This window comes from Rhodococcus sp. LMD (genome assembly GCF_056108245.1).
Genome location: NZ_CM148557.1, coordinates 989051 through 1011847, shown reverse-complemented (window position 1 = coordinate 1011847; position 22797 = coordinate 989051). Strand labels below are relative to the sequence as shown.

Here is a 22797-nt window from a genome sequence, read left to right as displayed (position 1 = left end):
CGCTACTCCAATAGAAGTGCGGCGGAGGTCTCCAGCCGATCGGCGATCTTCTCGTAGGTCTCGTATCCCATGCCCGCGCGGACGAGGGCGCCGGCGTAGAGCATTTCCAGCGCCTCGATCTCGTCGGGATCGGCGTCGGGGCCGAGCGCGGTGGCGAGCCGCGCCCGGATGTCGAGGCCGATGCGGGCGCGCAGGTGTTCGACGTCGGGGTCGCGGCCGAGCAGTGCGCTGGTGACCGCGCCGGCGAGTTCGGGCTCGTCGGCCATCATCAGCGCGACGTTGCGCAACACCGCGACCACCCGGCCGACGCGGTCGGTCGTGGCCGCCTCGGGTTCGGGCGAGGCGACAAGCCGGCGCCAGAACACTTCGGCGACAAGGTGTTCCTTGGACGAGAAGTAGGTGTAGGCGGTCGCCGGTGCGACACCGGCCCGGGCGGCGACGTTGCGTACGGTCAGTCCTGCGAACCCCTCTTCCCGCAGGACCTCCACGGCAGCGCGCGTCAGGCGATCCACGGTGTCGGCCTGCTTCTCGGTGAGACGGCGGCGGGTGGATTCGAGATTCACATTTCTGGACACGTGTCTGGACATTACTACGGTCGCCTGTCCGGGGCAACGGCCTCCGTACACCGGTCACCCCTTCGGGTACACGCGTACGGGCATGGATTTGATGCCGTTGACGAAGTTCGAGCGCAACCGCCGGACCGGGCCCGCGGGCTCGACGCGCTCGATCCGGCGTGCGAGCGTCTCGAACAGGATCCGCAACTCCAGCCGCGCCAGGTGCGCACCCAGGCAGAAGTGCACCCCGGTGCCGCCGAACGCCACATGCGGATTGTGGGTGCGCCCGATGTCGAAGACGTGCGGATCCTCGAAAACGTCCTCGTCCCGGTTCGCGCTCGGGTAGTAGACCACCACCTTGTCCCCCGCCTCGACGGGCTGGCCCCCTATCGTCGCCGGGCACGTCGGCGTGCGGCGGAACCCGATCACCGGGGTGACCCCCCGGAGGATCTCCTCGACCGCACCGGCGGCGAGTTCCGGCTCGGCCTGCAGGCGGCGCCACTGCTCCGGATGGTCGACGAAGGCCTGCATGCCGCCGGCGGCGGCGTTGCGCGTCGTCTCGTTCCCGGCCACCACCAGCAGCACGAAGAACATGTCGAACTCCATCTCGGTCAGCGTGTCACCGTTCTCGTCCGGCCGGACGAGCCGGGAGACGATGTCGTCGCGCGGCTCCGCCCTGCGCGCCGCGGCGATCTCGTTGGCGTACAGGAAGATCTCCTCGGCGGCGAGTTCTCCGTCGGCCCGGGTGTTGCCGAATTCCGGGTCGTCGAACCCGATCATCCGGTCGGACCAGTCGCAGAGCCTGTCGACGTCCTCCCCGGGTGCGCCGAGCAGGGCGGCGATCACCTCGAGCGGAAGCGGAGCGGCGGCCACCGGTACGAAGTCGACGACCGCGCCGTCGCGGCCCCGCTCGACGAGATCGTCGACGACGCGGTTGCAGATGTCGCGGATGTGTCCCTCGAGCGTCCGGACCGCCCGGGGAGTGAATCCGCGGCTGACGAGCTGGCGCAACCGGGTGTGCTCGGGCGGATCGAGGTTGACGAGCATCGCCGCCTGTTTGCGGCGGGTCTCCGCGTCGAACTCGTCGATCTGCGTCGTGCCGAGCGCCGACGAGAACGTGGTGCTGTCGCGCGAGACCGCGGTGACGTCCGCATGCCGCGTCACCGCCCAGTAGCCGGGTCCGTCCTCCTCGTCCTGCCGGTAGACCGGGCAATTGCGCCGCAGCTCGGCGAAGACGTCGTGAGGGACGCCCTCGGTGTAGAGGTCGGGGTTCTTCAGGTCGATACGGGATGCCGTCACGGGACCACCTCGCGCGTGTATACGAATGACCGTCGTTTACAAGCTACACACATTCGTTTGAAATGGAAGATCCGTAGGATGGCTGCATGGGGACCGGAGAGCACAGGCCGATACGCCGTCGGAATCTCAGCCGCGAGAAGGTGATCGACGCGGCCTCGGCGGTGGTGGACGAGTCCGGCTGGGAGCAGCTGACGATGAGCACCCTCGCCGGCCGTCTCGGCATCGTCACCGCCTCGCTCTACAACCACGTCCGCGGACTCGACGACGTCCGCGGTGAGATCCAGGTGCGGACGATGACCGAGCTCGGCGCCCGGCTCCGCGAGGTGGCAATGGGCCGCAGCGGGCCCGAAGGCCTGCGCGCTCTCATCGATGCGCACCGGGCGTGGGCCGCCGAGCATCCGCACCGCTACCAGGCGCTGACGGTGGCGCCGGGCGACCGCAGCGCCCTGCTCGCGGCGGCCCTCGACGCGAATTCGGCCCTCCGCTCGATGCTCGCCTCGTGCGGGGTGCCGGAGGAGGACACGCTCGAGGCCGCGGTGAGCCTGTTCACCGCGATGCACGGGTTCGCCGTGATCGTGCGCAGCGGCTTCCTCGGCGACGAGCTCGACCTCGACCGCATCTACGAGAACGTGGTCGCGGGCGCCCTGGCCGCCGCTCGCGCGGCCTCCGCGCGATCCTGAGTCCGTCCCACGCCGTCGCCGGAGGAGAAACTGCCGGCCGTCCCGAGTGCCCGTGCCGGCGCGTCCCTGCCGCCGCGCGGACCGGTCCGGCGGCATTGCGCCACCCCCCTGGCCGAACTATAGTCCAGACAGCTGTCCAGAAAATGAGGGGCCTCACATCGTGCCGCCCGGCACTCGACGCCCCGCCGGACCCGTTCCGATACCGCCCGCCACGCCGCCCCGACGAACGGAAGCACCGATGTCCCTGATTCCGACCGGCAGCTCGGCACTGCTCATCGACGGCAAACTCGTTCCCGGTTCGGGAGGCACGTTCGAGGTCGTGAACCCGGCGACGGAGGAAGTCCTCGGCACCGCCGCCGACGGCACCGCCGCCGACGCGGACGCCGCGATCGAGGCGGCCCGTCGCGCCTTCGACACCACCGGCTGGTCCCGCAACCATTCCTTCCGGGCCCGCTGCCTGCGTCAGCTCCGCGATGCGCTGCGCGGTCACCTCGAGGAACTGCGGGCGATCACCATCGCCGAGGCCGGCGCCCCCCGATTCCTCACCACCGGAGCCCATCTCGAGGGCCCCGTCGGCGACCTCGGGTACTTCGCCGATCTGGCCGAGAACTACGCGTGGCGCCAGGATCTCGGCAACGCCGCGCCGATGGGCATCCCCACCCACCGCTACGTGCTCCGCGAGGCGGTCGGTGTCGTCGGGGCGATCACCCCGTGGAACTTCCCGCACCAGATCAACTTCGCCAAGCTGGGCCCCGCGCTCGCCGCCGGCAATGCGATGGTGCTCAAGCCCGCGCCCGACACGCCGTGGTGCGCCGCGGTCGTGGGCCGGATCCTCGCCGAGGAGACCGACATCCCGCCGGGCGTGGTGAACATCGTGACCTCGAGCGACCATGCCCTCGGCGCCCTGCTCGCGACCGACCCGCGGGTGGATCTCGTGTCGTTCACCGGATCCACCCCCACCGGACGGTCGGTGATGCGCGCCGCCTCGGACACCGTGAAGAAGGTGTTCCTCGAACTCGGCGGCAAGTCGGCGTTCATCGTGCTCGACGACGCCGATCTCGGCGCCGCCTGCTCGATGGCCGCCTTCACCGTGTGCACCCACGCCGGGCAGGGGTGCGCCATCACGACCCGCCTGCTCGTCCCCCGCGGCCGCTACGAGGAGGCGGTCCGCGTCACCGCCGACGCGCTGCGCGGCATCCGGCCCGGCGACCCGGACGACCCCGGCACGGTATGCGGTCCGCTGATCTCCGAGCGCCAGCGCGCCCGGGTCGAGGGCTATCTGCGGCTCGCCGTCGAGGAGGGCGGGACGATCGTCGTCGGCGGTGGCCGCCCCGCCGAGCACGAGCGCGGCTTCTTCGTCGAACCGACACTGATCGCCGGGGTCGGCAACGACGCGCGGGTCGCCCGGGAGGAGATCTTCGGGCCGGTCCTCGTGATCCTCCCCTACGACGGCGACGACGAGGCGATCCGCATCGCGAACGACTCCCCCTACGGCCTGTCCGGAGCCGTCTGGGGTACCGACGAGGACCGGATCCGCCGGGTCGTCGAGGGGGTCCGCACCGGCACCCTGAGCGTCAACGGCGGGATCTGGTACGCCGCCGACGCTCCCTTCGGTGGCTACAAGCAGTCCGGGATCGGCCGCGAGATGGGTGTGGCCGGCTTCGAGGAGTACCTGGAGACCAAACTCGTCGCCGAACCCGCGGCGAAGCAGAGAGGCTGACGAACATGATCCGCAGCACAACGCGTTTCGCCGACCGTACCGCCATCGTCACCGGGTCGGCCCAGGGCATCGGCGAGGCGTACGCCAAGGCCCTTGCCGCCGAGGGCGCCTCGGTCGTCGTGGCGGACATCGACACCGAGCGCGGCGGGCACGTGGCCGAGCAGATCGTCGCCGACGGCGGGACCGCCGTCTTCAAGACCGTCGACGTGTCCGATCCCGGTTCGGCCGGCGAACTCGCGGCATTCACGGTCGAGACGTTCGGCGGCATCGACCACGTCGTCAACAACGCCGCGATCTACGGTGGCATGAAACTCGATCTGCTGCTGACGGTTCCGTGGGACTACTACAGGAAATTCATGAGCGTGAACATGGACGGCGCGCTGAACGTCACCCGCGCGGTGTGGCCGCACATGACGGCGAACGGCGGCTCGCTCGTCAACCAGTCGTCGACCGCCGCATGGGTGTACTCCGGCTTCTACGGCCTGGCCAAGGTCGGCGTCAACGGACTCACCCAGCAGCTGGCCACCGAACTCGGCGGCTCGAACATCCGCATCAACGCGATCGCCCCGGGCCCGATCGACACCGAGGCCACCCGCACCGTCACACCGGAAAACATGGTGGCGGACATAGTTTCCAGACTGCCGCTGAAACGGATGGGCACCCCCGGGGATCTGGTGGGCATGTGCCTGTTCCTGCTCTCCGACGAGGCGGACTGGATCACCGGGCAGATCTTCAACGTCGACGGCGGCCAGGTGATCCGCTCGTGACCCGGCTCGGCTGCATCGGCCTCGGCAACATGGGGGCCCCGATGGCGAAGCGACTGCTGGACCGGCCGGGCAGGCTCACCGTGCTCGACACCCGACCCGACGCCGTCGCGCCGTTCACCGCGGCCGGCGCGCGAGCCGCCGACGACCCCGCCGGCCTCGCGCGCGAATGCGACGTCGTGTGCGTCACCGTCGTCGACGACGCCCAGGTCCGCACAGTCGTCGCGGGACTGCTCGGCGGCGCGCGGCCCGGCACGGTCATCGCGGTCCACTCGACCGTCGCCGACACCACCGCCGTGGAACTCGCCGCCGCATGCGCCGAGCGCGGGCTCGAGCTCGTCGATGCTCCCGTCAGCGGCGGGGCCCCCGGCGCCGAGCAGGGCCGGCTCGCGGTGATGGTCGGCGCCTCCGACGCGGCGTTCGACATGGTGCGCGAACCGTTCTCGTGGTTCTCCGACCTCGTCGTGCACGCCGGTCCGGTCGGCGCGGGCACCCGGATGAAGCTGGCCCGGAATCTGCTGCACTTCGTGTCGTTCACCGCTGCCGCGGAGGCGCAGCGGCTCGCCGAGGCGGCCGGGCTGGACATCACCGCGCTCGGGAAGGTGGTCCGCCACACCGACGCGATCAGCGGGGGCGCCGGGGCGATCATGCTCCGGGACACCACCGCACCGATCCCACCGGACGACTTCTGGTTCCCGATCCTCGACCACGTGCGTGCGCTGGGCGAGAAGGACCTGTCGCTGGCCCTCGGTCTCGGCGCTCGGCTCGGCGTCGACCTGCCCCTCGCGGCGCGCGCGCTCGGCGACCTCGGTCCGGGTCTCGGGGTGGGCCGGGGAGAGAACGCACGACAGGAGGAGCCCGCATGACCGACGACCGCCGCCGCCGCGGCCTGGACATGATGTCGCAGGTGTACGGCTGGGAGATGCAGGACGGGCCCGGCGACCATTTCGCCGTCACCGCAGACCACCTCTTCGCCGACATCTGGTCCCGGCCCGGGCTGAGCATCCGCGACCGGCGGCTGCTGTTGCTCGGCGCGCTCACCGCACAGGGGCTGATCGACGTGGCCGAGATCCAGGTCGGGGCCGCACTCCACAACGAGGAACTCGACGAACCGCAACTGAAGGAGATCGCCCTGTTCCTGTGCCACTATGTCGGATGGCCGCTCGGCACCGAACTCGACTCGATGATCGGCGGCGTGCTCGCCCGGCGCCGCAAGACGTGAGCCCACCGAGGGAGTTCCCCGAGCCCGCTCGGGGCCCCGCGGCGCGAGAACCGAAGGAGTGAGCAGTGCAGGACTTCGCGGACCGCCCGGGCGCGGCCCTCGTGGCCGGCGGCACCGGCGGGATCGGCCGGGCGGTGTGCCGGATGCTGGCCGAGCGCGGCAGCGACGTCGCCTTCACGTTCCGCCGCAACGACGGGGCCGCCGCCGCACTGGCGGCGGAACTGCGCACACTCGGGGCGAAGGCGCTGCCGCTGCAGGCGGAGCTGAGCGACAGTGCCGCGGCCGCCGGGGTCGTGGACGCAGCCGTCGCGACGTTCGGTGCACTGCACACACTCGTCCACGCGGCGGGACCGCACGTGCCGATGGTGCACCTGAGCCGGGTGACGCCCGCGCAGTTCCGCGACCAGCTCGTGGGCGACGCGGGCGCGTTCTTCAATCTCGTCCACCCGGTACTGCCCCGGCTGCGGGAGTCGCGGGGCAACATCGTCGCGGTGACGACGGCGGCGACCCGCCGGTTCCCGGTCCGGGACGGCCTGTCGGCCGGACCGAAGGGTGCGATCGAAGCCCTCGTGCGGGCGCTGGCGGCCGAGGAAGGGCGATTCGGGGTGCGGGTCAACGCGGTGGGGCCGGGCATGCTCACCGACGGCACCGCCGCCCGGCTGATCGGGTCCGGCGAACTCGACGAGCGCGCACTGTCCGTCGCGCGCAACAACATTCCCCTGCGACGCTTCGGCGACGCCCACGACGTCGCCGAGGCCGTCGCCTTCCTCGCCTCGGACCGGGCGGACTTCGTGTCCGGGCAGATCCTCGACGTCGACGGCGGCTACGGCGCCTGACCTGCATCCGGCGGCTTGCCGGGTGGCCCGCCGGAACCGGTGGGTACTGTGGTTCCGATACGTACCGCTTCCGAGCACACCGTGGACCGCAACGAACGGAGACCGATCATCATGACCCGCACCACCCTGCCCCGGGAGACGATCGAGCTGGCCGAGGCGACACCGGGTTTCATGCCGATCGACGAGGGCACGGCCCTGCACGACGCCGCGGTCCGGTATCTCGGCGACGGGGTCGGCGTCGAGATCGGCACCTACTGCGGGCGCTCGACCGTCTATCTCGGAGCCGCCGCGAAGGCCACCGGGGGAACCATCGTCACGATCGACCATCATCACGGGTCCGAGGAGCACCAACCCGGATGGGAGTACCACGATCCGGCCCTCGTCGACCCGCACACCGGGCATCTGGACACGGTGGGACGGTTCCGCCACACCCTGGCCGACGCGGACCTCGAATCTCATGTCGTGGCGGTGCTGGGACGATCCGGCCAGGTCGCGGAGTTCTGGCGGACCCCGGTGTCGTTCGTGTTCGTCGACGGTGGTCACAGCAGTGAGGCGGCGCAGGCGGACTACGCGGGCTGGGCGCCGTGGGTGCGTGTCGGCGGCGCCCTGATCATCCACGACGTGTTCCCCGATCCGAAGGACGGCGGCCGTCCCCCGTACGAGGTCTACCTGCGCGCGCTCGGGAGCGGCGAGTTCACCGAGGTGTCGGTGACCGGTTCGCTGCGCGTGCTCGAACGCACTTCCGGCACCGCCGGAATGCTGCCGGGCTGACGGCTCAGACCGTCACCCGGCAGTCCTCGTGACAGCTCTCGGCGGCGACCCATCCGGCGGGTGCGGTGGCGTCGCGGAACACTCCGTTGCCGGCGGTGCTGCGCGAGAGCGCGTCGGCGGCGAGGATGACCGCAGCGCTGGTCCAGGAGCTCTTCTCCACGGGCCAGCGCTTTCCGTCCGTGAACACCATTCCGGTCCAGTAGGACCCGTCCGGGTCGCGAAGATGCTGCATGGCGGCCAGCAGGATCCGGGCCGTCGTGGCCTCACCGATCGCGTCCAGGGCGAGGACGAGCTCGCACGTCTCGGCACCCGTCACCCACGGCCGGTGGTCGACGCAGCGGATGCCGATGTCGCCGACCACGAAATCGTCCCAGCGCTCCCGGATCCGTTGCCGGGCCGGCGCACCGCGCACCGCCCCGCCGAGGATCGGGTAGTACCAGTCCATCGAGTACTCCGGCTTGGGGGTGAATGCCTCCGGATGCCGTCGCAGCACGTGGCCGAGCCGGTACCACGCGACCTCCCAGTCCGGATGGGGGTCGCCGACCACCTCCGACAGGCGCAGCCCGCACTGCAGACTGTGGTGGATGCTCGAACACCCCGTCAGCAGAGCCTCGTCGGCCGTGCCGTGTTCGCCTCGAGCCCAGTAGATCTCGCCTCCGGGTGCCTGCAGCTCGAGCACATGGTCGAGGGCCGCCCGCACCGTCGGCCACAAGCGCACCACATGGTCGGTGTCGCCCGTGACGAGGTAGTGGTGCCACACCCCCACCGCGATGTACGCGGTGAAGTTCGAGTCGGCGTCGTGGTTCTCGACGGCGTCCCCGCGGAACTGCATGGGCCACGAGCCGTCCGGCCGCTGGGTCCGACGGGACCAGTCGAAGGCCGCCTCGGCCTCCTCGAACAACCCCGCGGCGGTGAGCGCCATCGCGGACTCGATGTGGTCCCACGGGTCGGTGTGACCGCCGGGGAACCACGGGATCGCTCCGGAGGACTCCTGCATGTCGGCGATCGCGCGGGCGGTTCGCAGGCACTGATCCTCGGACAGCACTCCCGGCACGGCCGGAACCGCGTGCCGTGCCCCGCCGGGGCGGAAGTCAGCGGCCGACAACGGGAACCGTCGGCTTCTCGAGGTAGAACACGACGCTCTTGCCGAGCACCGGATTCAGCAACGATTCCGCCGTGCGCGTCAGCCACGGCCCCTGCATCAGGTCCCATACGAGGAGACGGTGATACGCCTTCGTCAGGGGGTTGTCGTCGTTGTCGACGCCCACGGCGCATTTGAGCCACCAGTACGGCGAATGCAGGGCATGGGCGTGGTCCCGGCCGCGCACCGTCAGGCCTGCGGCCGTCAGCTTCGCTGCCAGTTCGTCGGCCTTGTAGATCCGCACGTGGCCGCCCTCGACCTCGTGATACGCGTCGGACAGCGCCCAGCAGATCTGCTCCGGCAGCCACCGCGGGACGGTGACGGCCGCGACGCCGCCGGGTTTGAGCACCCGCACGAATTCGGCGATGGCGCGGTCGTCTTCGGGCACGTGCTCGAGCACCTCGGAGATCAGCACCACGTCGAAGGTCTCGTCGTCGTAGGGCAGGGCGAGGGCGTCGCCCACCTCGGCCCGGGCCAGTGCTCCCTCGGGTACCTGGCCCTCGAGTTCCATCGCCGCGAACATGTCGCCGACGGCCTTCATGTCCTCCGCGCTGCGGTCGAACGCCACCACGTCGGCGCCCCGGCGGTAGAGCTCGAACGAGTGCCGTCCGGCGCCCGCGCCGATGTCGATGGCACGGTCACCGGGTTCGACCCCCAGCCGGTCGAAATCGACTGTCAGCATCAGACTTCGGTCCTTCCTGCCTGGGCCGCAACGGTATCCCGGTAGGCCTGGGCGGTCCGGGCGGCCACGGCCGCCCAGCTGAATCGCTCGAGCACCCGGGCCCGCGCCACCGACCCCAGCCGGGCCTGTTCGGCGGGATCGTCGAGAACCCGTGCCAGCGCCGCGGCCAGCTGTTCGCTGTCACCCGGGGGCACGAGGATGCCCGCATCGCCGACCACCTCGGGAATCGCACCGGCGCGACTTGCCACCAGCGGCGTGGCGCAGGCCATGGCCTCGACCGCGGGCAGCGAGAACCCCTCGTAGAGTGACGGGACCGCGGCCACCTGCGCCGAACCGAGCAGTCCGGCCAGCTCGCCGTCGTCGATCCCGGAGACGGTGCGTACCGAGTCCCCGATGGCGAGCTGCTCGATCAGCTTCTCGGTGACGCCGCCCGCGGCCAGCTTGGTGACGAGCACCAGCTCGACCTGCCGCTCGGTGCGGAGCTTCGCCACCGCCTCGAGCAGATTGGCGACGCCCTTGAGCGGTGCGTCCGCGCTGGCCACGCACACGATGCGGCCGGACACGCGTTCGGTCGACGGCGGGGCGAAGATCTCGGTGTCCACTCCCAGCGGGATCGTGCGCAAGCGCCCGTCGGGGATGTCGAACGCGGTACGGATGTCGTCCTCGGAGGATTTCGAGACGGTGAGCAGGGTCGGGATGCGCCGCGCCACCCGGGCCTGCATGCGCAGGAATCCGTACCATCGGCGCAACGTGATCCTGCGGCGCAGCGTCGGGGCGCTCGCGAGGTCCAGCTCCCGGTCGCGGGTGATCGGATGGTGGATGGTCGCGACGAGCGGCAGGCCCGCATCCGCGATCCGGAGCAAGCCGTAGCCGAGGCACTGGTTGTCGTGCACGACGTCGAACTCCCCGGCCCGGTCGCGCAGCAGCCGGGCCACGCGCAGACTGAAGGTCAACGGCTCCGGGAACCCCGCCGTCCACATCGTGCCCAGCTCGAGCAGGTCGATCGCGTCGCGGATCTCCCGCGGGTGCGGAAAGCGGAACGGGTCGTCGTCGCGATAGAGGTCGAGGCTCGGGACCTTCACCAGGGTGACCCCGTCGTCGAGCTCGGGATACGGCTGCCCGGAGAACACCTCGACGTCGTGGCCGAGTGCCGCGAGTTCGCGGCTGAGATGTCGAACGTACACGCCCTGACCACCGCAGTGCGGCTTGCTGCGGTACGACAGCAGAGCTACTCGCACAGATCACCTCGTTCGTCGTGTCACCGGAGTGCGTCCGTCCGGAAGATCGAACTCACTCTAGAACATGTTCTCATCCGACGCTCGACCCGGCTCCGCCCTGCGGATCAGCGCCGGAACCGCACCGGGTCCGGTGCAAACTGAACGTACAGGGTGGCGACCCGTTCCGCCGTCGAAGACCCGCCGAGACGACACCGGCCCAGGCTCTGCGGTGCGCATCACGAGCGGGCGGCGCGCCCTCGTCCTCCGCGGGTTGACACCTCGAGATGTGACCTACACCATAAGCGAACGCTTACCGTACGAACGCTCGGTGAGCGGCAACTGCACCTCGACCCCCGAAACAGGAGACGGTATGTCCGACGCCCCGTCCATGCGCGAACTGCTCGGCGACGACGCCCCCAGCAACTGGGGACGCTGGGGCGCCGACGACGAGATCGGAGCTCTGAACTTCCTCGGCACCAAGGAGGTTCTCGGCGGAATAGCCGAGGTCGAGTCCGGCGACGTGTTCACCCTGCAGATCCACATGGGCCGCAAGGAGGCCCCCGGCGATCCCCTGTGGCCCAGCCGCAGCGGCATCGATCGCCGCAACACCCTCGACGAATCGTCGTGGGACGGCGAGGACGCCCCGCAGTTCCCCGGCGGACTGCACTACGCCGACGACACCGCCACCCTCTTCCTGCAGGGCTCCACCCAGTACGACGCCCTCGGCCACGTCTGGTACGACGGCAAACTCTGGAACGGATACGACGCGCGCAGCACCGTCGGCAGCATGGACAAGGCCTCGGTGCTGCCGATCGCCGAGAAGGGCGTCGTGGGCAGGGGGATCCTGATCGATATGGCCCGCCACCGGGGCAAGGAGTGGCTCGACGCCGGCGAGACCTTCGACCACAACGACCTCGAGGCGGCCGCCGCCGCCCAGGGCGTGACCATCGAGCCGCGCGACATCCTCGTGATCCGTACCGGCTGGCTGAAGTACTGGTACAGCCTCGAAGACACCACCGAGTTCTACGCCGATTTCTGCGAACCCGGCCTGACGTACAGCCGCGGACTCGTCGAATGGTTCCGGAACCGGGAGATCCCCAACCTGGTCACGGACACCATCGCCAACGAGGTGACCACCGACCCGGCCAGTGGCGTGGCGCTGCCCCTGCACTGCGCGCTCATGCGCAATCTCGGCGTCGCCCTCACCGAGATCGCCTGGCTCGAGGACCTCGCCGACGCGTGCGCCGCCGACAACCGCTGGACCTTCCTGTACACCGCGGCCCCGCTGAAGGTCGTGGGCGGCACGGGCGCCCCGGTCAATCCGGTCGTCATCCGATGAGCGCAGCCGGACCCCGCGACGCGCACACGGGCGTCTACGACAGCAAGCCGTGGCTCGCGCGCTACGCGCCGGGCCTGCCGACCCACATCGAGCCGGAGTACACCGACGCGCTGGAGATGTTCCGCGCCACCGTCGCTCGCGACCCGGACGCGGACATCATCCGCTACTTCGACGGGCGCCTGACCCGCCGTGAACTCGACGAGCAGTCCGACGCGTTCGCGGCCGCACTGACGGCCCACGGCTTCTGCCCGGGTGAGCGGGCGGCGCTGTTCCTGCAGAACGTCCCGCAGTTCGTCGTGGCGCAGCTCGGTGTCTGGAAGGCCGGCGGTATCCCGGTCTCCGTCAACCCCATGAACAAGGAACGCGAGCTCGGCGAAATCCTCCTGGACTCGGGGGCTACCGTGCTCGTTGCACTCCAGGGGCTGTACCGGGACGTCGCACAGCACGTCGTCGCCGGCACCGCCGTCCGGATCGTGATCACCACGTCCGAACTGGAATACCAGACGCGTGGAGACGAGCGGATCTTCTCCGGCATCGAACGCCTCGATCTGCCCGGCACTCTCGACCTGCAGGCGCTCCTGGCCGAGTTCCGGGGACGGCCCGTCCCGGTGCACGCCCTCGGCCCGGACGACATCGCGTTCCTCACCTACACATCCGGTACGACCGGACCACCGAAGGGTGCGATGACCACTCACCGCAACGTGGTGTTCAATGCCCGCACCTACCGGGAATGGGTGGGACTCGGCGCGGACGACGTCGTGCTGGGCATCGCCCCGCTGTTCCACATCACCGGGCTCGTCGGGCACATCGCTGTCGCCCTGCTGACAGGCGCGCCCCTGGTGTTGATGTACCGGCTCGACCCAGGCGTGACCCTCGAAACGGTGGCGGTGGAACAGGCGACGTTCACGGTCGGCTCGATCACCGTGTTCATCGCGCTGATGAACGTTCCCGGCGCCCGCGGTGAGTCGCTGAAGACGCTGACCAAGATCTTCTCCGGCGGAGCGCCGATACCGCCGAGCACCGTCGCGGCGTTCGAGACGTTCTCGGGGACGTACATCCACAACATCTACGGCCTCACCGAGACCACCTCTCCCTCGCATGCAGTTCCGTTCGGCACCCGGGCTCCGGTGGACGAGGCCTCCGGCGCCCTGTCGGTCGGAGTCCCGACCTTCGACACCGTCGTGCGGGTCGTCGACGAGGACGGCAACGACCTTCCCGTCGGGGAGGTGGGCGAGCTCGTCACGTCGGGGCCGCAGGTGGTCGCCGGCTACTGGAACAAGCCCGAGGAGACCGCGACCGCGCTGCCCGGGGGTGCCCTCCACACCGGGGACGTCGGGTACATGGACGCCCACGGCTGGTTCTACATCGTCGACCGCAAGAAGGACCAGATCAACGCCGGTGGGTACAAGGTCTGGCCGAGAGAGGTCGAGGACGTGCTCTACGAGCACGATGCGGTGCGCGAGGCCGCGGTCGTGGGGGTGGTGGACAGCTACCGCGGCGAGACGGTCAAGGCGTTCGTCAGCCTCCGTCCGGGGCACTCGGTCACCGAGGAGGAACTGATCGCCTTCGCCAGGGAGAGGATGGCGGCGTACAAGTACCCGCGGCTGGTGGAGATCATCGACGAGATCCCGAAGACCGTGTCCGGCAAGCTTCTTCGCAGGGAACTCCGGGCCCGCGGCTGAACCGGGCAGGACGGCGAAGGCCCGGTCCGTGTCGGGACCGGGCCTTCGCCGTGAAGCGACCCTGACGGGACTCGAACCCGCGACCTCCGCCGTGACAGGGCGGCGCGCTAACCAACTGCGCCACAGGGCCGTGTGCATCCCCGAAGGGGATTTCCACAGAAAACCCACCGCCGGGCGGTGGGCCTACCGTATGAAGTTGTGTGGTGGCCAGGGCCGGGATCGAACCGGCGACCTTCCGCTTTTCAGGCGGACGCTCGTACCAACTGAGCTACCTGGCCGGACGGCACCCGAACCGAATGCCAATTGCCAACTCTGCGACCCTGACGGGACTCGAACCCGCGACCTCCGCCGTGACAGGGCGGCGCGCTAACCAACTGCGCCACAGGGCCATGCTCTTCACTTGTGGTCAAACCGTACTGCATGCGGCGATACTGCTTCCGCAAGCGTACCCCCTACGGGATTCGAACCCGCGCTACCGCCTTGAAAGGGCGGCGTCCTAGGCCGCTAGACGAAGGGGGCCCGCCGGATTACTCCGACCCGCACCCTCAACGGGTTCGCGTTCCGTTGGGAGCTTGGATAGCTTAGGACACCGGTTTCCGGATTCACAAATCAGCAGGTCACGCCGATTGTTCGCCCTCCATGGGCGACTCCGGCGCCCCGCGCCGCCGCTCGAGCCACTCCGGCGCGGCCGTCGCCTCGAGGCACACGTCCAGGCATTCCGCGAAGCGGGCCCGCACGTCGACGTCGGTCGCGGTGAGATCGTGGAAGTAGCGCTGGCCGGCCAGGCACGCCCCGAGCACACCCAGGAACCGTTCGAGGTCGACGCCGGCACGGACCAGCCCCGCGTCCCGCGCCTCGACGGCCAGCCGGCGGCCGGCGGCTCCCCACACCGAGCTGCCGCGCAGCTTCGCCTCGGCGTCGAACTCGGGTTCGGTCACGAGCTTGAACTCGGCCCGGATGATGACGTCGCCCTGCAGGGCGTCGGCGAGATCTCCGACGAGGCCGTGCAACCGCTCGAAGGGATCCAGCCCCGGCGCGTGCAGCCACCGCTCGGTGATCACCCGATAACGGTCGAGGCCCTCCGCGAGCACCGCCCGGGCGAGCTCCTCCTTCGAATCGAAGTGGAAGTACATCGCGCCCTTGGTCGCCCCGGAGTGCTCGAGAATCGCGTTGACCGAGGCTGCGCCGTATCCGCGCCGGGCGAATTCGATCGCCGCGGATTCGACGATGGACGCGCGGGTGCGCCGCGCCCGCTCTTGCTGACGTGACATGGGGGGTTCGTGCCTCCGAACGTGACCTGCGGTCCCCCCGATCGCCACTGTAGCCGCCGGGCGACCGGCACGCGCACAGCCAGGCATTTCCCGTCTTCGCACAGAACACACCAAGTGGTATGCTTTTATCCGGCTCGGGTGCGCCGCAGGGGGTGCGCACCCGAGCCTTCGAGCGGCACGGCCGTCCGATACTGTTGACCGGCGCGATGCAGTTAGACTGTGCGCCCACGCCCCTATAGCTCAGTTGGTAGAGCTACGGACTTTTAATCCGCAGGTCCCAGGTTCGAGCCCTGGTGGGGGCACTGTGACTTCGAACCCTGGTGGGGGCACTGGACACTGCCGGCCGGAGTGCGCCCGCAGTGTTCGACACACCTCGTCGTCGCCTGCTAGTCCGGCGCGCCGGCCACCCTGCCCGGACGGTCGCTTCGCAGCTCCGACTCCTGCTGGGCCCGCTCCCGCTCGAGGTCGCGACCGCGTTTGCGGTACATGAAGCTCAGAGCGGCGAACACGAGGAACATGACCGCTCCGAGGACGGCGCCGACGAGCGTCGCGCCCCGGAATCCTGGGGCGTCGACGTCGAGGATCCGCTCCCCCGCGTGCGCCGCGTTCCCGCTGCCCAGCACGATGCTCGAGGTCATCAGGTTGGGAATCGCCACGATGACGGCGGCGACGACGAACACCACCTGCAGGACGCGATGCCGCCGCCACGTCCTGATCCGCCACACCGCAGCGAAGAGGGCCAACGGCACGAAGGTGCACACGAATCCGAACAGCAGTCCCCAGGCCGTTCCACGAGCGAAACCGGCGTCGGCCAGCCCGGCGACACGCTGCGCCCACCATCGGGGGACGAACGCCGCCAGCGCGAAGTACGCGGCCACCAGCGTGAGCACGGCAGCGACGCTCCACAGGGCCTTCTTCGCCCACGGGGGAAGCCCCGACCGCTGCGCCGTCTCGTTGCCCGCCATCACGTAGTTCCCCTTCCGGGTCCGGGTGTGCCGTCTCTTCAGACTACGGATCCGCACACCCGACACGGCGTCCGAATCGCCGGTTCTGCGCTGCTGCCGCACCCGAAGTGTGGTTAGGGTGGCATCGCTCACGAAACCGATCCGGCGATCGATGGGAGTGGCGTGCGCAGCTTCGTGGACCTCGGCCTGTTCCTGTCTGCCGTCGCCCTGGGAATCGGCTCGTTCCTGCCGGTGGTGGCCGGGGCCCGGCCGACCGAGATCCCGTTGACCGACCTGCGCGACGGGATTGCGGCCGGCGACGTCTCCGCCCTCGGCGCAGCCGACCTTCCGGTCCATCAGGCACTCGCGGCACCGCTCGTCCTCGCCGCCGTCCTGCTGCTCCTGGCCGCCCTGTTCGATTCGGCGGTCGCAGGCTGGGCCGGGGTGGTCGTCGGTCTCGTCGCGACCGGCGCCTTCGCGGTGCGGGTCCACCAGCAGTTCGACGACTACGTGCGCGCGAACCACGCGACGGCGCTGACGAACCAGACGGGGTTCGTGCTGATTCTCAGCGGGTTGGGGGTCGCGTTGCTGTGCGCGGTGATCGCGGGACGGCGGACGTCCGCGTAGCCGCAACGCCGACGCGGAACGCCGACCGGGGTGGCGACGGCGGCTACCCTCGGTGCCCATGCCCTCACTCGACGAACTCCTCTCGCAGATCCCGGTCGACCAGATCGCTCGTCGACTGGGCGTGGACGAGCAGACGGCGGCCACCGCGGTGCGGGCCGCCCTGCCCACGCTCGTCGGCGGCCTCGAGGCGAATACCCGGAATCCGGACGGCGCCACGTCCCTGCTGTCCGCGCTCGACCAGCACCGCGGCTCACCCCTGCTCGACGGCGGAGTGAACGTGAGCGACGTGGACACCGAGGACGGCGACCGGATCGTGTCGAACGTGTTCGGCGACAACAAGGACCAGGTCGTGCAGACGCTGGGCCACGCCGACGGCGCGGGCGGCAGCGACCTCGTCGCGCGACTGCTGCCCATTCTCGCTCCGATCGTGCTGACGTACCTGGCCCGCCAGGCCGGCGGGAAATCCGGCGAGCCGGGTGGCCTGAGCGATCTGCTCGGCGGGCTCCTGCGCAGTGCGTCGGGCGGCGCGGGCAGCGGGGGCGCCTCCGGCGGCCTCGGCGGAGTTCTCGGCAGCGTTCTGGGGGGCAACGGCGGCGGCCTGGGCGATCTGCTCGGCGGACTCCTCGGTGGCGGCAAGCGCTGAGGTTTCGGAGAGGACACGGGCTCACTCCCGCGCGTCGCGCCGAGGCACCCGTGTCCACCCGGTAGGATGGCCGGATCACCGCATGTGAAGGATCCCATCGGCGGTCGGGCCGGGGTCGGCCGAATTTGGAGCACGTCACAGACATGGCGGCGCCCAACCTACGGTGCCGTAGCCTGTAATTCGTTCGTGATACGCACAGTTATGGAGAGGTAAACGGAATGACGCGAGTTCTGACTCAGCTGGAGCTTCTGCGCGAGCTGGAGCCCGTCGCCGAGGCGAACGTCAACCGCCACCTTTCGATGGCCAAGGACTGGCACCCCCACGACTACGTGCCCTGGGACGAGGGACGCAACTTCGCCGCGATGGGCGGCGTGGACTGGGAGCCCGAGCAGTCGAAGCTCGACGAGGTCGCCAAGGCCGCGATGATCACCAATCTGCTCACCGAGGACAACCTGCCGTCCTACCACCGCGAGATCGCCGAGAGCTTCTCCCGCGACGGCGCGTGGGGAACGTGGGTGGGCCGCTGGACCGCCGAGGAGAACCGCCACGGCATCGTGATGCGCGACTACCTCGTCGTCACCCGCGGCGTCGACCCCGTCGCTCTCGAGAATGCCCGCATGGAGCACATGACCAACGGGTTCGCCTCGCCCAACGAGGTGGGGATGCTGCACTCGGTGTCGTACGTCACCTTCCAGGAGCTGGCCACCCGCGTCTCGCACCGCAACACCGGCCGGGCGTGTCACGACTCGATCGCCGACAAGATGCTCCAGCGCATCGCCGCCGACGAGAACCTGCACATGATCTTCTACCGCAACATCTGTGAAGCGGCTCTCGACGTGGCCCCGGATCAGACTCTCGCGGCGATCACCGATGTGCTGACGAACTTCCAGATGCCCGGCGCCGGCATGCCCAACTTCCGCCGCAACGGCGTGCTGATGGCCAAGCACGGCATCTACGACCTGCGTCAGCACCTCGACGAGGTGGTCATGCCGGTGCTCCGCAAGTGGCGCATCTTCGAGCGTGAAGACTTCGGTGCCGAGGGCGCCCGCGTCCTCGACGAACTCGGCACCTTCCTCGAGGATCTCGAGAAGCAGGCGGTGAAGTTCGAGGAGATGCGCGATCGGTCCCTCGCCCGCGACGCCGCCCGCCGCGAACGCAACGAAGCCGCATCCTGATCCTCGCCGGTGCGTGATTCGGGGGCGGCGTCCCCGAACAGCTATCCTGTGCCCGGTGCCGGATTCGGTGCCGGGCACAGTTGTACGCACTTCTTCTTCACGCCGTCTTCGAGGTTCTTCATGTCACCCCTTCGCATCGGCTCGCTCGAGTTGAACAGCCCGGTCGTGCTCGCGCCGATGGCGGGAATCACCAACGTCGCCTTCCGCACCCTGTGCCGCGAGCTCGAACTCGAGCGTTCGGGAAGCACGTCGGGGCTGTACGTGTGCGAAATGGTCACCGCCCGGGCACTCGTCGAACGTCACCCCGTCACGATGCACATGACGACATTCGGCCCCACCGAGACGCCCCGGTCGCTGCAGCTGTACACCGTCGACCCGGACGTCACCTACCAGGCCGCGAAGATGATCGTCGACGAGAACCTCGCCGACCACATCGACATGAACTTCGGCTGCCCCGTGCCGAAGGTCACCCGCAAGGGGGGCGGCTCGGCCCTGCCGTACAAGCGACGCCTGTTCGGCAACATCGTCGCGGCCGCCGTCCGCGCCACCGAGGGCACCGACATCCCGGTGACCGTGAAGTTCCGCATCGGTATCGACGCCGATCACCACACCCACCTCGACGCGGGCCGGATCGCAGCGGCCGAGGGCGCCGCCGCCGTCGCGCTCCATGCCCGCACCGCCGCCCAGCGGTACTCGGGTGAGGCGGACTGGAACGAGATCGCCCGGCTCAAGGAGCACGTCACCGACGTACCGGTCCTGGGCAACGGCGACATCTTCGCCGCCGAGGACGCGCAGAAGATGATGGAGCAGACCGGTTGCGACGGCGTCGTCGTCGGACGCGGATGCCTCGGCCGGCCCTGGCTGTTCGCCGAACTCAGCGCCGCCCTGAACGGCACGCCCATGCCCACCCCGCCGAATCTGGGCGAAGTGGCGGGCATCATGCGCCGGCACGCCGAACTGCTCGCCGACCACCACGGCGAGGACCGCGGCATGCGCGAGATCCGCAAGCACATCGCCTGGTATCTGCGCGGCTTCCCGGCCGGATCCGACGTGCGCAACGCCCTGGCGCGCGTGTCCGGCCTCGCCGAACTCGACGAGTTGCTCGGCCGCCTCGACCCGACGGTGCCCTTCCCCAAGGACGCGGAGGGCCCTCGGGGCCGCCAGGGCTCCCCCGGTACCGTCGCCCTGCCGGACGGCTGGCTCGACGACCCCGAGGACTGCATGGTGCCGGCAGGCGCCGACGTCATGCACTCGGGCGGCTGACGTCGGCTCAGCCGTTCGGACCGGACGAACCGGACCGCACCGGCCTGTCGCTCGGCGGACACCTCGATCCGGATCGAGGCCGCCAGTATCATGACGGGATCGCCGTGGTGGCGGGTGCGTACGAAAGCGGAACATCCGCGGAGAGGCGAGGGAATCGGTGGGTGAGGAGCACGATTCGGGCCTGCCCGACAGTCGCGCTCCGTGGGAACGTCCTATCGCCGACTCCGGGTATCGCAGCTCACACACCGGCCGGACACGCCGACGCCCGACGGATCTGCCCGGTGACGCCGGACCGCCGCCGCCGGTGCGCGGTGCCGAAACCGGCCGTCCCCGCCGCTCGGCCACTCCGGGCGAGAACCCCGACCAGGTCACCGTCGCGGCGCTGATGAACAAGGTGGGGCGCGACAGCACCCCTGTCCGCCGTCCCGAACCCGAACCGGCCGCGCCGAACCCGCAGCCCGTCCGGCCGCCGCGGACATCGCCCGCCGACGACGACCCCACCGAGAAGATCCCGCCCGTGGGCGCCGCGCCGCCGGACAGCCCGCCGCCCACACCCCCGCGCGACGACCGCGCCGACGAGCAGAACGACGAGCCCGAGCAACCGGTCGCGCTGCCCCGAGCGGTCGGGGACAACGGTCCGAGCAGGCTGGCTCTGAGCAAACGGCGCAAACGCCGGCGCCTCGCGACGGCGGGCCGCACCGTCCTGGCCCTGCTGTCCGTACTGACCCTCGTCGGCAGCGGCCTGGTGTGGGGCTACGTGCGTTCCACCGAGGCAGGATTCGCCCAGATCGCGGCGCTGGACACCGAATCCACCGACATCGTCGACCCCGGCGGCCAGACCGGCGACGAGACCTATCTGATCATCGGCACCGACACCCGTGCCGGGGCGAGCGGTGCGGTCGGCGCCGGGACCGAGGCCGAGGCCGAGGGCGCGCGCGCAGACACCGTCATCCTGGTCAACATCCCCGCCGACCGCAGTCGCGTCGTCGCCGTCTCCTTTCCGCGCGACCTCGACGTGACGCGGCCCGTGTGCCGGGGCTGGGACAGCACCACCGGCGAGTACACGTCGGAGACGTTCCCCGCCGCCGAAGGCGACAAGCTCAATGCCACCTACGCGCTGGGCGGACCGAAGTGCCTGGTGAAGGTGATCCAGAAGCTGTCCGGCCTGAAGATCGGGCACTTCGTCGGAATGGATTTCGCCGGCTTCGAGAGCATGGTGAACGAGGTCGGTGGCGTCGAGGTGTGCACCCCTACCCCCCTGGTCGACGGGGAACTCGGCACCGTCATCGAGACCGCGGGCACCCACACCCTCAGCGGCCGGCAGGCGCTGGACTACGTGCGGGCGCGGAAGGTCGAGTCGGAAGGAAACGGCGACTACGGACGCATCACCCGGCAGCAGAAGTTCCTGTCGTCGCTGTTGCGCTCGGCGATGTCGAACAGGGTCCTGTTCGACCCCGGCAAACTGAACGGGTTCATCAACGCGTTCACCCGAGCGACGTTCGTCGAGAACGTCGACACCGAGTCGCTCGTCCGGCTCGGGCGCTCGCTGCAACGGGTCGAAGCCGGAGCCGTCACCTTCCTCACCGTGCCCACGGCGGGAACCAACGAGTGGGGCAACGAGATTCCGCGTCTCGACGACATCAAGGCGATCTTCCACGCGATCATCGACGACGAACCGCTGCCCGGGGAGAAGCGGGAGGCCCCGGAACCCGATTCGTCCGCGCCGCCGCCGGTGTCCGTTCTGCCCGACCGGACCGCGGTGGATCCGTCGACGGTGTCGGTGCAGGTGTCCAACGCTTCCGGCGCGTCCGGCCTCGCGGCCCGGACCGCGGAAGAACTCGGCGCCTACGGTTTCCCGATCTACAGCGTCGGCAACTACTCCGGCACGAGCAAGGAGACCGTCGTCCGCTTCTCGCCCGGGCAGGAAGCCGAGGCGCTGACACTGGCGTCCGCGGTGCCGGGGGCGGTGCTGCAGGAATCCGCGGACCTCGGCGGCATCGTGGAACTCGTCCTCGGCACCGGATTCGCCGGCAGCATCACCGCGCCGACCGAGGCGGGGTCGGTCCTGCCGACGGTGCCCATCCAGGCTGCCGAGGAGAACGAACTGCCGGTCGACCTGTCGATCACCAACGCGGGCGACGATTCCTGCGCTTGAGCGGGTCGTCGCGCCCGGCCATTCACCCTGCGTTCACCCGCTGCTCGTGACCCGGCTGTGTGTGCGCCGTAGTCTGTGTCATTATGCGCGTCGTATACCACGAACAGATGACCGAGCTCGCCGATCTCCTCGGAGAGATGGCGGGCCTTGCGGGCCTTGCGATGGAGCGGGCCACCCAGGCACTGCTCCAGGCGGATCTCGCGCTCGCCGAGACCGTGATCGGTGAGCACGACAAGATCACGGACCTGAGCACGCAGTGCGAGGAGAAGGCATTCTCGCTGCTCGCCCTTCAGGCGCCGGTCGCCGGCGACCTGCGTTCCGTGGTCAGCGGCATCCAGATCGTCGCCGACATCGACCGGATGGGTGCGCTGGCCCTGCACGTCGCCAAGGCGACGCGGCGCCGGCACCCCAATCACGTTCTGCCCGAAGAGGTCAACGGCTACTTCGCCGAGATGGGCCGGATCGCGGTCTCCCTCGGCGCAGCGACCAGGGAGATCCTCGAGACGCGCGATCCCGAGCGGGCGGCCCGGCTGCACCAGGAGGACGAGGCGATGGACGATCTCCATCGTCACCTGTTCACGGTGCTGATGGACCGCGAATGGAAGCACGGCGTGGCCGCGGCGGTGGACGTGACGCTGCTGGGACGGTTCTACGAGCGGTTCGCCGACCACGCCGTCGAGGTGGGTCGTCGCGTGATCTTCCTGGTCACCGGCAAGCTGCCCACCGACGAGGACTTCCGGGCGATGCGTGAACGCGTCGACAAGCTGACGGTGTATCCGCAGGACCAGTAACCCGACGCGGAAAGGCCCCGC

General features: G+C 69.9%; 22 protein-coding genes and 5 tRNA genes. 16 read left to right on the top strand and 11 right to left on the bottom strand.

The features are described 5' to 3' along the window. Positions 1-2: 2 nt before the first annotated feature. Together ACWPQI_RS04690 and ACWPQI_RS04685 are read right to left on the bottom strand one after the other, a co-directional pair. A complete protein-coding gene (locus ACWPQI_RS04690; RefSeq protein WP_010593900.1) occupies positions 3-563 on the bottom strand; it encodes a TetR/AcrR family transcriptional regulator in 561 nt (186 codons plus the stop codon). A 66-nt stretch (positions 564-629) separates the two neighbouring features. Continuing rightward, entirely contained in the window at positions 630-1853 is a 1224-nt protein-coding gene (locus ACWPQI_RS04685) for a cytochrome P450 (protein ID WP_474738673.1), read from the bottom strand. An 86-nt stretch (positions 1854-1939) separates the two neighbouring features. On the opposite strand from ACWPQI_RS04685, the gene ACWPQI_RS04680 reads away from it, so the two are divergent. The 7 genes from ACWPQI_RS04680 to ACWPQI_RS04650 all read left to right on the top strand — a co-directional run bounded on the left by ACWPQI_RS04680 (position 1940) and on the right by ACWPQI_RS04650 (position 7846). Then, the gene (locus ACWPQI_RS04680) at positions 1940-2533 is read left to right on the top strand and encodes a TetR/AcrR family transcriptional regulator (RefSeq protein ID WP_010593898.1); all 594 of its coding nucleotides are present in this window, start codon (positions 1940-1942) and stop codon (positions 2531-2533) included. 238 nt (positions 2534-2771) lie between these two features. Then, positions 2772-4253, top strand: a complete 1482-nt coding sequence (locus ACWPQI_RS04675; protein WP_010593897.1) for an aldehyde dehydrogenase — start codon at positions 2772-2774, stop codon at positions 4251-4253. Between the two features lie 5 nt (positions 4254-4258). Next, positions 4259-5020, top strand: coding sequence for an SDR family oxidoreductase (locus ACWPQI_RS04670; RefSeq protein WP_017680897.1), 762 nt, complete (start codon positions 4259-4261; stop codon positions 5018-5020). 29 nt (positions 5021-5049) lie between these two features. Beyond that, positions 5050-5883 (top strand): NAD(P)-dependent oxidoreductase, encoded by an 834-nt coding sequence (locus ACWPQI_RS04665; protein WP_474738834.1) that lies wholly within the window; start codon positions 5050-5052, stop codon positions 5881-5883. Then, on the top strand, positions 5880-6239 hold the full coding sequence (locus ACWPQI_RS04660) for a carboxymuconolactone decarboxylase family protein (RefSeq protein WP_010593893.1): 360 nt from the start codon (positions 5880-5882) through the stop codon (positions 6237-6239). Before ACWPQI_RS04665 ends, ACWPQI_RS04660 begins: the two co-directional genes overlap by 4 nt. A 65-nt stretch (positions 6240-6304) precedes the next feature. Beyond that, positions 6305-7075, top strand: coding sequence for an SDR family NAD(P)-dependent oxidoreductase (locus ACWPQI_RS04655; protein ID WP_010593892.1), 771 nt, complete (start codon positions 6305-6307; stop codon positions 7073-7075). 111 nt (positions 7076-7186) lie between these two features. After that, complete coding sequence (locus tag ACWPQI_RS04650; RefSeq protein WP_026137805.1) at positions 7187-7846, top strand: class I SAM-dependent methyltransferase; 660 nt, start codon at positions 7187-7189, stop codon at positions 7844-7846. 4 nt (positions 7847-7850) lie between these two features. On the opposite strand, the gene ACWPQI_RS04645 is transcribed toward ACWPQI_RS04650, so the two are convergent. From ACWPQI_RS04645 to ACWPQI_RS04635, 3 genes are read right to left on the bottom strand one after another with little or no spacing between them, the layout of a single operon-like run. Then, positions 7851-8951, bottom strand: a complete 1101-nt coding sequence (locus ACWPQI_RS04645; protein WP_017680901.1) for a glucosidase family protein — start codon at positions 8949-8951, stop codon at positions 7851-7853. Then, positions 8938-9669: a class I SAM-dependent methyltransferase gene (locus ACWPQI_RS04640; protein ID WP_017680902.1), complete on the bottom strand. Its 732-nt coding sequence runs from the start codon at positions 9667-9669 to the stop codon at positions 8938-8940. The genes ACWPQI_RS04645 and ACWPQI_RS04640 overlap by 14 nt, the downstream gene beginning before the upstream one ends. Beyond that, on the bottom strand, positions 9669-10907 hold the full coding sequence (locus ACWPQI_RS04635) for a glycosyltransferase family 4 protein (RefSeq protein ID WP_026137807.1): 1239 nt from the start codon (positions 10905-10907) through the stop codon (positions 9669-9671). The genes ACWPQI_RS04640 and ACWPQI_RS04635 overlap by 1 nt, the downstream gene beginning before the upstream one ends. A gap of 349 nt (positions 10908-11256) precedes the next feature. On the opposite strand from ACWPQI_RS04635, the gene ACWPQI_RS04630 reads away from it, so the two are divergent. Next, positions 11257-12225, top strand: coding sequence for a cyclase family protein (locus ACWPQI_RS04630; protein ID WP_010593887.1), 969 nt, complete (start codon positions 11257-11259; stop codon positions 12223-12225). Continuing rightward, positions 12222-13907 carry a class I adenylate-forming enzyme family protein gene (locus ACWPQI_RS04625; RefSeq protein ID WP_010593886.1) on the top strand — a complete coding sequence of 562 codons (1686 nt, stop codon included), beginning with the start codon at positions 12222-12224 and terminating at the stop codon, positions 13905-13907. The genes ACWPQI_RS04630 and ACWPQI_RS04625 overlap by 4 nt, the downstream gene beginning before the upstream one ends. A gap of 56 nt (positions 13908-13963) precedes the next feature. Here the strand turns inward: ACWPQI_RS04625 and ACWPQI_RS04620 are convergent. The 5 genes from ACWPQI_RS04620 to ACWPQI_RS04600 form a co-directional block, all read right to left on the bottom strand. Then, positions 13964-14037 (bottom strand) — tRNA-Asp (locus ACWPQI_RS04620). Between the two features lie 71 nt (positions 14038-14108). After that, positions 14109-14185, bottom strand: a tRNA-Phe gene (locus ACWPQI_RS04615). Positions 14186-14222: 37 nt separating this feature from the next. Continuing rightward, positions 14223-14296 (bottom strand) — tRNA-Asp (locus ACWPQI_RS04610). Between the two features lie 57 nt (positions 14297-14353). Then, positions 14354-14426: transfer RNA gene (locus ACWPQI_RS04605), tRNA-Glu, on the bottom strand. 98 nt (positions 14427-14524) lie between these two features. Further along, positions 14525-15178, bottom strand: a complete 654-nt coding sequence (locus tag ACWPQI_RS04600; protein ID WP_010593885.1) for a TetR/AcrR family transcriptional regulator — start codon at positions 15176-15178, stop codon at positions 14525-14527. Between the two features lie 229 nt (positions 15179-15407). Between ACWPQI_RS04600 and ACWPQI_RS04595 the strand changes: the two genes are divergently transcribed. Continuing rightward, a tRNA-Lys gene (locus tag ACWPQI_RS04595) sits at positions 15408-15480 on the top strand. 84 nt (positions 15481-15564) lie between these two features. Here ACWPQI_RS04595 and ACWPQI_RS04590 read toward each other — a convergent pair. Next, positions 15565-16143, bottom strand: a complete 579-nt coding sequence (locus ACWPQI_RS04590) for a hypothetical protein (protein ID WP_010593884.1) — start codon at positions 16141-16143, stop codon at positions 15565-15567. A gap of 162 nt (positions 16144-16305) precedes the next feature. Between ACWPQI_RS04590 and ACWPQI_RS04585 the strand changes: the two genes are divergently transcribed. From ACWPQI_RS04585 to phoU, 6 genes are all read left to right on the top strand, one after another. Next, positions 16306-16749: a hypothetical protein gene (locus tag ACWPQI_RS04585; RefSeq protein ID WP_010593883.1), complete on the top strand. Its 444-nt coding sequence runs from the start codon at positions 16306-16308 to the stop codon at positions 16747-16749. Between the two features lie 58 nt (positions 16750-16807). Then, positions 16808-17392 carry a DUF937 domain-containing protein gene (locus ACWPQI_RS04580; RefSeq protein WP_017680906.1) on the top strand — a complete coding sequence of 195 codons (585 nt, stop codon included), beginning with the start codon at positions 16808-16810 and terminating at the stop codon, positions 17390-17392. Positions 17393-17610: 218 nt separating this feature from the next. Beyond that, entirely contained in the window at positions 17611-18567 is a 957-nt protein-coding gene (locus tag ACWPQI_RS04575; protein WP_010593881.1) for an acyl-ACP desaturase, read from the top strand. A gap of 120 nt (positions 18568-18687) precedes the next feature. Next, on the top strand, positions 18688-19830 hold the full coding sequence (dusB, locus tag ACWPQI_RS04570; RefSeq protein WP_010593880.1) for a tRNA dihydrouridine synthase DusB: 1143 nt from the start codon (positions 18688-18690) through the stop codon (positions 19828-19830). Positions 19831-20134: 304 nt separating this feature from the next. After that, positions 20135-21985, top strand: a complete 1851-nt coding sequence (locus tag ACWPQI_RS04565; RefSeq protein ID WP_010593879.1) for an LCP family protein — start codon at positions 20135-20137, stop codon at positions 21983-21985. Between the two features lie 83 nt (positions 21986-22068). Further along, positions 22069-22776, top strand: coding sequence for a phosphate signaling complex protein PhoU (gene phoU / locus ACWPQI_RS04560; protein WP_010593878.1), 708 nt, complete (start codon positions 22069-22071; stop codon positions 22774-22776). The last annotated feature ends 21 nt before the right edge of the window (positions 22777-22797 follow it).